Annotated in this window: 9 protein-coding genes; 5 read left to right on the top strand and 4 right to left on the bottom strand. The window is 68.1% G+C overall.

Annotated elements, in window-relative coordinates; all coding sequences use genetic code 11:
• From AC27VN_RS25350 to AC27VN_RS25335, 4 genes are all read left to right on the top strand, one after another.
• Window positions 1–648: M23 family metallopeptidase (locus AC27VN_RS25350; RefSeq protein WP_490878310.1), on the top strand; the 648-nt coding region annotated here is incomplete at its 5' end.
• Window positions 649–797: 149 nt separating this feature from the next.
• The gene (locus AC27VN_RS25345; RefSeq protein ID WP_490878309.1) at window positions 798–2,546 is read left to right on the top strand and encodes an ORC-CDC6 family AAA ATPase; all 1,749 of its coding nucleotides are present in this window, start codon (window positions 798–800) and stop codon (window positions 2,544–2,546) included.
• On the top strand, window positions 2,495–3,469 hold the full coding sequence (locus AC27VN_RS25340) for a restriction endonuclease (RefSeq protein WP_490878308.1): 975 nt from the start codon (window positions 2,495–2,497) through the stop codon (window positions 3,467–3,469). The genes AC27VN_RS25345 and AC27VN_RS25340 overlap by 52 nt, the downstream gene beginning before the upstream one ends.
• Window positions 3,470–3,513: 44 nt before the next feature.
• Complete coding sequence (locus AC27VN_RS25335; protein WP_490878307.1) at window positions 3,514–3,792, top strand: hypothetical protein; 279 nt, start codon at window positions 3,514–3,516, stop codon at window positions 3,790–3,792.
• Window positions 3,793–3,814: 22 nt separating this feature from the next.
• On the opposite strand, the gene AC27VN_RS25330 is transcribed toward AC27VN_RS25335, so the two are convergent.
• Window positions 3,815–4,750, bottom strand: coding sequence for a M14 family metallopeptidase (locus AC27VN_RS25330; RefSeq protein ID WP_490878306.1), 936 nt, complete (start codon window positions 4,748–4,750; stop codon window positions 3,815–3,817).
• 126 nt (window positions 4,751–4,876) lie between these two features.
• The gene (locus AC27VN_RS25325) at window positions 4,877–5,941 is read right to left on the bottom strand and encodes a GNAT family N-acetyltransferase (RefSeq protein ID WP_490878305.1); all 1,065 of its coding nucleotides are present in this window, start codon (window positions 5,939–5,941) and stop codon (window positions 4,877–4,879) included.
• Between the two features lie 143 nt (window positions 5,942–6,084).
• Here AC27VN_RS25325 and AC27VN_RS25320 point away from each other — a divergent pair, with 143 nt between their 5' ends.
• On the top strand, window positions 6,085–6,426 hold the full coding sequence (locus tag AC27VN_RS25320) for a hypothetical protein (protein WP_490878304.1): 342 nt from the start codon (window positions 6,085–6,087) through the stop codon (window positions 6,424–6,426).
• 21 nt (window positions 6,427–6,447) lie between these two features.
• Here AC27VN_RS25320 and AC27VN_RS25315 read toward each other — a convergent pair whose 3' ends face one another.
• Both AC27VN_RS25315 and AC27VN_RS25310 read right to left on the bottom strand, forming a co-directional pair.
• Window positions 6,448–7,650 (bottom strand): ammonium transporter, encoded by a 1,203-nt coding sequence (locus AC27VN_RS25315; RefSeq protein WP_431509661.1) that lies wholly within the window; start codon window positions 7,648–7,650, stop codon window positions 6,448–6,450.
• 204 nt (window positions 7,651–7,854) lie between these two features.
• The coding region (locus tag AC27VN_RS25310; RefSeq protein ID WP_490878303.1) for a LytTR family DNA-binding domain-containing protein at window positions 7,855–8,130 on the bottom strand (276 nt) is incomplete at its 5' end.

The raw sequence follows: 8,130 nt of genomic DNA, 5'->3' as shown, positions 1-8,130 counted from the left end.
GCCATCGAATGGACCGCCCTCGTCGGCATTCCTCTCGCGGCCGAACCCGGCGAGGCCAGCATCTCGGTGCAGGCCCGGCCCGACGCCGCGCCGCGCCAACTCGGCTACAGCATCGCGCCCAAGCAGTACCGCGAGCAGCGCCTGAACGTGGCGCCGCGCACCGTCGACCTCTCGCCCGAGGACCAGGCGCGCTACGAGCGCGAGCGCGACCACCTCGCCACCGTGACCGCCACCCGCACCGAGCTTCGCCCCGATGCCGCGCTGCAGATGCGCGTGCCGGTGCCGGGCCGCCGCTCGAGCTCCTTCGGCCTGCGCCGCGTCTTCAACGGCCAGTCGCGCAATCCCCACAGCGGCATGGACATCGCGGCCGGCACCGGCACCCCGGTGCTCGCGCCGCTGCCGGGCAAGGTCATCGATACCGGCGACTACTTCTTCAATGGCGGCACCGTCTGGCTCGACCATGGCGGCGGCCTGCTGACCATGTACTGCCACCTGAGCCGCGTCGACGTGAAGGTCGGCGACGTACTCCAGACCGGCGAGAAGCTCGCCGCGGTCGGCGCCACCGGCCGCGTGACCGGCCCGCACCTGCACTGGTCGGTGATGCTCAACCGCGCGATGGTCGATCCGGCGCTGTTCATTTCCGCCTGAACGTTGCGCCGGCACCTCGCCGGCGGTCCGGGCCGGGGCGCCTCTGTTGGCAAGGCGCTCGACGCAAGTAACAATTCGTTTTCAGACCGCGCGCCGGGAGGCCCCATCTCGGGGACGCGCGCCGGTCCGTTTCACTTGCACCAGCCCTCATGCAGAAGAACACGACCAGCGCGCCCCGGAACGGCAATGCCATGCCCATCAGCGACGTCCAGATCCAGAAGGCCGTCGCGACGCTCTCGAACGCGCTGCGCGCCGAGAACATCCAGGACCAGAGCTACCTCGGCCTGTACGTCGGCGAGGACGCGCTGCACGACATCCACAACCTCAACAACCAGGTCATCTATGGCCGGCGCGGCTCGGGCAAGACCCACCTGCTGAAGGCGCTGCAGGAGAAGATCAACAACGACTTCCCCGCCTCGCGGCGGATCGCGGTCTACATCGATGCCCGCACCATCCTTCCGCATGCCGAGGCCGACGGCCTGAGCTGGGAGCAGTACGCGGTCATCCTGTTCAAGAACATCATCCGCAGCCTGGTGAACGCGTTCTCGACCAACCTGCGCGCCATCCACGGCCGGGACGACATCATCCCGCTGCGCCGCGATCCGCTCGACGACGAGGCCGAGCGCCAGCTGCAGCATCGGCTCGAGGCCATCCAGCGCGAACTCGACGGCAGCTCGCTCAACAAGCTCAAGGAGACGGCCCTCGCCGTCGAGTCGATCTCGCAGGCCGGCGCCTCGCTGAAGCTCTCGAAGGCGCCCGAGCTGCAGGCCTCGGGCAGCCTGCAGACCAAGTCGCAGGAGTCGAGGCTCAAGGATCAGTTCATCAGCGTCTTCGACATCGCGAACCTGCTGCAGGACCTGAGCGAGGAACTGCAGCTGAACCGCGTCTTCTGCCTGATCGACGAATGGTCCGAGATCCCGAACTCGGCCCAGAAGCACCTGGCCGAACTGGTCAAGAAGTCCTTCATCGCGAGCCGCTTCAGCTTCAAGATCGCCGCGATCCCGAACCGCACCGACCTCGGCCACAAGACCGACGAGAAGTTCTACGGCCTGGAGGACGGCGGCGACATCTTCGGCTACCAGCTCGACAACCGCTACGTGTTCGAGATCGACAAGGCCAAGACCCGCAACTTCTTCAACCAGCTGCTGTGCAAGCATCTCGAGCAGCACAGCCCCAGCCTGTCCGACGAGCTGCTGCTGCCCTCGCGCAAGAACAACGACGCCTTCATCAACGCCTTCCTCACCAACAAGGCGCTGGGCGAACTGCTGATCGCGAGCGCGGGCATCCCGCGCGACTTCATCAACCTCTTCATCCATTCGTACGCGCAGTTCAAGAGCTCGGGCTCCAAGCACATCTCGATCAAGAACGTGCGCGCCGCCACCTCGGGCTGGTACGAGACCGACAAGAAGAAGCAGGTCGACGAGCACTCGGTCGAGAAGAACCTGCTCGAGAAGATCGTGCAGGAGATCGTGGTCGGCAAGAACTCGAGCCACTTCATGATCAGCGAGAAGTACTCGGCCAATCCGCACATCCTCGGTCTGGTGGATTTCCGCGTGCTGCACCTGCGCAAGAAGGGCTACTCGCACAAGGACATGGCGGGCGAGACCTTCAACGTCTACTCGATCGACTACGGCTGCTACAACCACCTCAACATCACGCGCACCGCGCTCGACAACAACACGCTCGAGAACCTCAAGGTGCGCGACGACATCCGCGACATCCGCCGCATCCACCTGAGCGATGCCTTCTTCCAGAAATTCCAGCTCGCGGTCGGCGAGGCCTTCATGTGCGAGCACTGCAAGAAGCCGGTCGACACCACGCACGCAGCCTTCGTGAAGCAGTCGCTGTGCAACCACTGCTTCGAGAAGATTCCGGCGCGCAGTGCGCTGGCGGCTTGAGCGGCGAGGCAGCGCAGATGGGCCGATCCAAGCGCCAGGACCGACGCCGCGAGCGGGCGCGCCGGGAGTTGGCGGGCAAGGGCTGGACCGCGGTGCTCATCGGCCTGCTGCTCCTGCTGGTCGTGCCGATGTTCCTGCGCGGGCCGATGCTGGCCGGCCTGGGTGCCGCGCTTCGGCCCGCCGGCTGGGCGGCGCTCGCCATCGGCGCTGTGCTTCTGGCGCTCCACCATCTAACCGATCGGGCGGCCAAGGCGACCGGTGCACCCGAAGCGGATCCGGCCTCGGCCTCCCGCGCGCGGACCGAGCCCGTGCTCGACACCGGTGCCGCGTCACCGCTCTACCCCCAGCGAGATGCCGGTAGCCAGGCCGCGGCGACATGGAGCGCCGCCGTCTTCGCCGAGATCGAATGGCGGCGCTTCGAGGCGGTATGCGAAGCGCTCTACGCGCAGGCGGGCTTCTCCACCCGAAGCCAGTCGCATGGCGCGGACGGCGGCGTCGACATCTGGCTGCAGTCCCGACACAGCGAGCAGCCGCGCATCGTCCAGTGCAAGCACTGGCAGAACCGCCCGGTGGGCGTGAAGGAGCTGCGCGAATTCCTCGGCGTGATGACCTCGCACGGCCTGAAGAGCGGCACCTATGTCACGAGCTCCAGGTTCTCGAGCGACGCCATCGCCTTCGCCAAGGCCAACCGCATCCATATCCAGGACGGAGAGGCGCTGCTGAAGCTCATCGGCCAGCGCACGCCCGCGCAGCAGGCCGCCTTGCTCGAAGTCGCCTATGAGGGCGAATACTGGCGGCCGACCTGCGCCAGTTGCGGGACCAAGATGGTCGAACGCCCCTCGGCGAAGAACGACGGCAGCTTCTGGGGCTGCGCGAACTATCCGCGCTGCCGGGGCAAGACGATTCCGAAGGCCCGCGCATGAGTTCGGAGCGGCCCCGCTTCACCACCGCCTGCCTCGATCCCGCCATGCCCCTGGCTTCGCGCGCCGCCGCGCTCGCGCTGCTCAACACCCGCCTGCACCCCGCGCTGCAAGCCGTGTTGGCAGCGGAGGTCACCACGGGCAACCACGTGAGCGACGCCGGCGCCGACTGGCCCGATCCCGGCTCGGTGCATGTCACGCTGCGCGACCGCTTCGGCGATCGGCATGCGAACGAGAAGGTGGTGTTCAGCCTCTGCGACGACCCGCACTACTGGCACGCCGACTACGGCACGGTCGGCACGCCGCGGCACCTGCTCATCTGCTGAGCGCCGCGGCCCGCGGTCCGGCTCAGATCGGCTGCGTCAGGTAGAGCGCCTCGCGCCCCACGATCACGCGCTGCGCGGGCATGAACACGGTGCAGTCGTCGACCGGCGCGCGGATCTCGTCGGGGCCGTTGGTGGCGATCAGCTCGCCCTTGGCGAAGGTCTCGAAGCCGATCAGCGGGCGCACGAAGGCGAAGTCCTCGCTCTGGATCACGTGCGTCTGCAGCAGCTTGAAGCGGCGCTGCGGCTCGGGCTCGGGGGCGGCCGGGTCCTTGTCGACCAGGCCGAAGTAGGCGAGGAAGTCGTAGGTGACGGCGGTGGCCAGGTCGGAGGCCGAGCGCAGGAAATGCTGGCCGCACTCGACCACCATCGCCACGCCCTTCCCGTCGGGCCCGCCATGGCTGCCGTACTGGATCAGCGGCGTGCCCGAGCCCAGGCCGTCGGGCATCACGAGGTGCACGGGCGGCCGGCCGATGGCCATCGCCACCTTGGCATTGCGCTCGAAGGACGGGTAGACCCAGAACGGCACCACCGGCTGGCTGGTGGAATGGATGTCGAGGATGTGGTCGGCCGCATCGACCACCGGCCGCAGGATGCGCGCGCGGCGCAACTCGGGGCTGTCCTCGCTGCCATCGAGCCACTCGGGCGACCAGATGCGGTTGAGGTTGTGGACGATCTGGCGGCTGTCGTAGGGCGCGGCCTCGGTGAAGGACTCGTAGGCGTCGATGTTCGCGAAGCTCACGGTGAGCGTGCCGATCTTCGGCCGCACACCGTGGTCGAGCAGGTGCGTGGCGGCCGTCATGCCGCAGATCTCGTTGCCGTGCGTCAGGGCATTGATCAGCACGTGCGGGCCGGGCTTGCCCGACTCGAAGCGGTGCACGTAGTCGACGCCGAAATTGCCCTGGCGGTAGGCGGAAAGATCGCGCGGGAGGACTTCGAGGGCGGGTGGGGATTGGGTCATGGTGGGGTGTGGCGGCTCGGGCGGGAACGGGGTCGCGCGAGTTTGCTACAGGCGGCGCGTTCTTGCTGGGCACCGGTTCCGGCCCGATACGCTTCAAATCTGAAGCGTATCCGCGCAATTTGCGCTTCAGGCCGCCAACTCGCCCCGCCGCGCCAGGCATTCCGCCAACGCCTCCACCCCCAGCTGATAGACCCCCTGCCGCCGATGCACCTCGAACCCCAGCCGGTGGTTGATCGCGAGGATCGGCGCGTTGGCTTCCGAGTTGTAGGTCGCGACGGTGCGCAGTTCGGGATGCAGCGCGCGCACGCTGTCGAGCATCGCGGCCTTCACCGCCTTGGCCAGCGAGCGGCCGCGCCAGGCGCGCGCCACGCCGGTCAGGCGCTGGTGCAGGCGCTCGGGGGTGCGCGGGTCCCAGTGCGCTTCGCACATCGCGGCCAGCGTGCCGTCGGCATCGACCAGCAGCACCAGGTGGTGCTCGCCGCCGCTGCGGTCGAGTTCGCGGTACCAGTTGGCATAACCGTCGAGCTCGTAGCGCGCGGGCGGCAGCTCGAGTTCGCCGAGCGGCATGTCGTTGAACAGGTCCGAGAACGGCGCCAGCAGTTGCGCCAGGCGCTCCATCGGCGTGCGGCCTGGATAGATCTCGAAGCGCAGCGCGCCACCGGCCGTGCCCTGCGCCTTCCAACGCGCGAGCTCGTCCGCGTCGAGGCCGTCGATCCGCATGCGGTTCTCGACCACGCGGTGCTTGAGGACCGCGCCCGAGGCTTCGAGGAAGGCATGGCCCGGCGGATAGAAGGTGTTCATCGTCGCGACGGTCTTGCCGTGCTCGCGCATGAAGGCCAGCAGCGGCACGAGCAGCCGGCTGCCGATGCCGCGGCGCCGGTGCGCGGCCAGCACGCCGAGCCAGGCCTCCGCGTGCAACGCGAAGGGCTCGCTGTTCGGCGCGTCGGGCCGGCGCCGCCAGAGGATGATGTTGCCGACCAGCTCGTCGCCCTCGCGTGCGACGAAGCGCTCGGCCTCGTGGAAGGGCATGTGGCGCCGCGCGTCGTGCTCGAAGTCGGCATCGGCCGCCTGCGGCTCGCCGGGGTGCAGCTCCTCGTCGCGCAGGCGCCGGTAGCGGTGGAAGCGCGCCCATTCGGACGGATCGTCCATATGGACACCGAAGCGCCGGATCTCGATCGTGTCGTTCGCCATCTCCCGTCCTCCATGTTTTTGTCGGGGGCGCGATTGTGCCGAAGCGCGGTCCCGTCGCGCGCTTGGACGAACGCATCTTTGGCTTGGCCGAAGGTTGGCGCTTCACAATGGCATCTCCGCCCCCTTCGACGAGGAGTTCGCACATGCCCTTCCCGCCGCTGTCCCGCATGGTCCTGGCCGCCGCGGCCCTGCTCGCACTCGCGGGCGCCGCCGCGCAGGAAACGAAGACCGACCCCGTCTACACGCGTGCCCGCCTGATGTCCTCGCACGAGGAGCCCGGCGGCAAGCTGTACCTGCACCTGAAGATTCCGCCGCGCTCGAAGCTGCCTTTCACCACCCAGACCTTCAGGCTGGCCGACCGCAAGCTCGCGGCCGACATCGCCGATGGCACGCCGGTCGAGTTCGTCTCGCGCCACCTCGACGGCGAGAACACGGTGGTGGCGATCCGCGCGGTCGCCGAGTGCCCGCGCTTTCAGAAGTGCTGAGCCGCCCCCGCCGCGAACCGTTCACCAGTTGACTTCGCGCTCCGGCGTGGCCGAGATGTGGTGGATCGAGAGGTCGGCGCCGTCGAATTCCTCTTCCTGCGACAGCCGCAGCCCGACGGTCTTCTTGAGCACGCCGTAGACCAGCGCGCCGCCGAGCAGCGCCCAGACCACGCCCATGGCGGTGCCGATGAGTTGCGCGCCGAGGTTCACGCCGCCGATGCCGCCGAGCGCCTGGGTGCCGAAGATGCCGGCCGCGATGCCGCCCCAGGTGCCGCACAGGCCGTGCAGCGGCCAGACGCCGAGCACGTCGTCGATCTTCCACTTGTTCTGCGTCAGCGTGAACATCGCGACGAAGATGGCGCCGGCCACGCCGCCCACCACCAGCGCGCCGATCGGGTGCATCAGGTCGGAGCCCGCGCACACCGCCACCAGGCCGGCCAGCGGGCCGTTGTAGACGAAGCCGGGGTCGTTCTTGCCCATGGCCAGCGCCACCAGCGTGCCGCCGACCATCGCCATCACGGAGTTGACCGCGACCAGGCCCGAGATCTTGTCGATGGTCTGCGCGCTCATCACGTTGAAGCCGAACCAGCCCACGCACAGCACCCAGGCGCCGAGCGCGAGGAACGGGATGTTCGACGGCGGATGCGCGGCCAGCGAGCCGTCGCCGCGGTAGCGGTTGCGCCGCGCGCCCAGCAGCAGCACGGCCGGCAGCGCGAGCCAGCCGCCCACGGCATGCACCACCACGGAGCCCGCGAAGTCGTGGAATTCATGGCCCGTGACCGAGGCGATCCAGTCCTGGATGCCGAAGTGCTTGTTCCAGGCGATGCCCTCGAAGAAGGGATAGATCAGCCCGACGATGACCGCGGTGGCGATCAGCTGCGGCCAGAACTTGGCGCGCTCGGCGATGCCGCCCGAGATGATGGCCGGGATGGCGGCCGCGAAGGTCAGCAGGAAGAAGAACTTCACCAGGTCGTAGCCGCTGCGGGCCGACAGCTCGGTGGCGCTGACGAAGAAGTGGGTGCCGTAGGCCACGCCGTAGCCGACGAGGAAGTAGACGATGGTCGAGACCGAGAAGTCGACCAGGATCTTCACGAGCGCATTGACCTGGTTCTTCTTGCGGACCGTGCCGAGTTCGAGAAAGGCGAATCCCGCATGCATGGCCAACACCATGATCGCGCCTAGAAGGATGAACAGCGCGTCTGCGCCCTGTTTGAGTGCGTCCATTGGAGCTTCTTGCTGGTTTTTGGATTGATTTGGTGCACCGCACCTGAATTCAGCAGGACGGCGGGCCAATGAAGCAAAAATGGTGCCTACAAGCTCGTCAATGGTGCGAAACGGGCCGAGATGGGGCTGAGTGAGCCCGATGGGCGGGCGCGGCGCACCGGAACGGATGCCGCCTGACGGTGCATGGCGCACCCTCGCGGCGGTTCAGGAGGCCGTCGCGCCGCGCAGGGCCTCGCGGTAGCGCCGGCTGCACGGCACGGTGCTGCCGTCGTGCATGTGCAGCCGGGCATCGCCGCCGTCGAGCGGCTCGATCTCGCGCAGCCGCGAGAGATTGACCGCATGGCTGCGGTGCACGCGCACGAACAGCGCGGGATCGAGCTGGGTCAGGAAATCGGTCAGCGTGGCGCGCAGCAGGTAATCGTGGCCGTTGACGTGCAGGCCGACGTAGTTGCCCTCGGCCTGCAGCCAGTCGATGTCGCT

The organism is Variovorax sp. 20P10.2.4 (assembly GCF_058244205.1).
Note: the sequence above shows the minus strand (reverse complement) of the source record. Positions and strands in the feature narration are given on the sequence as shown.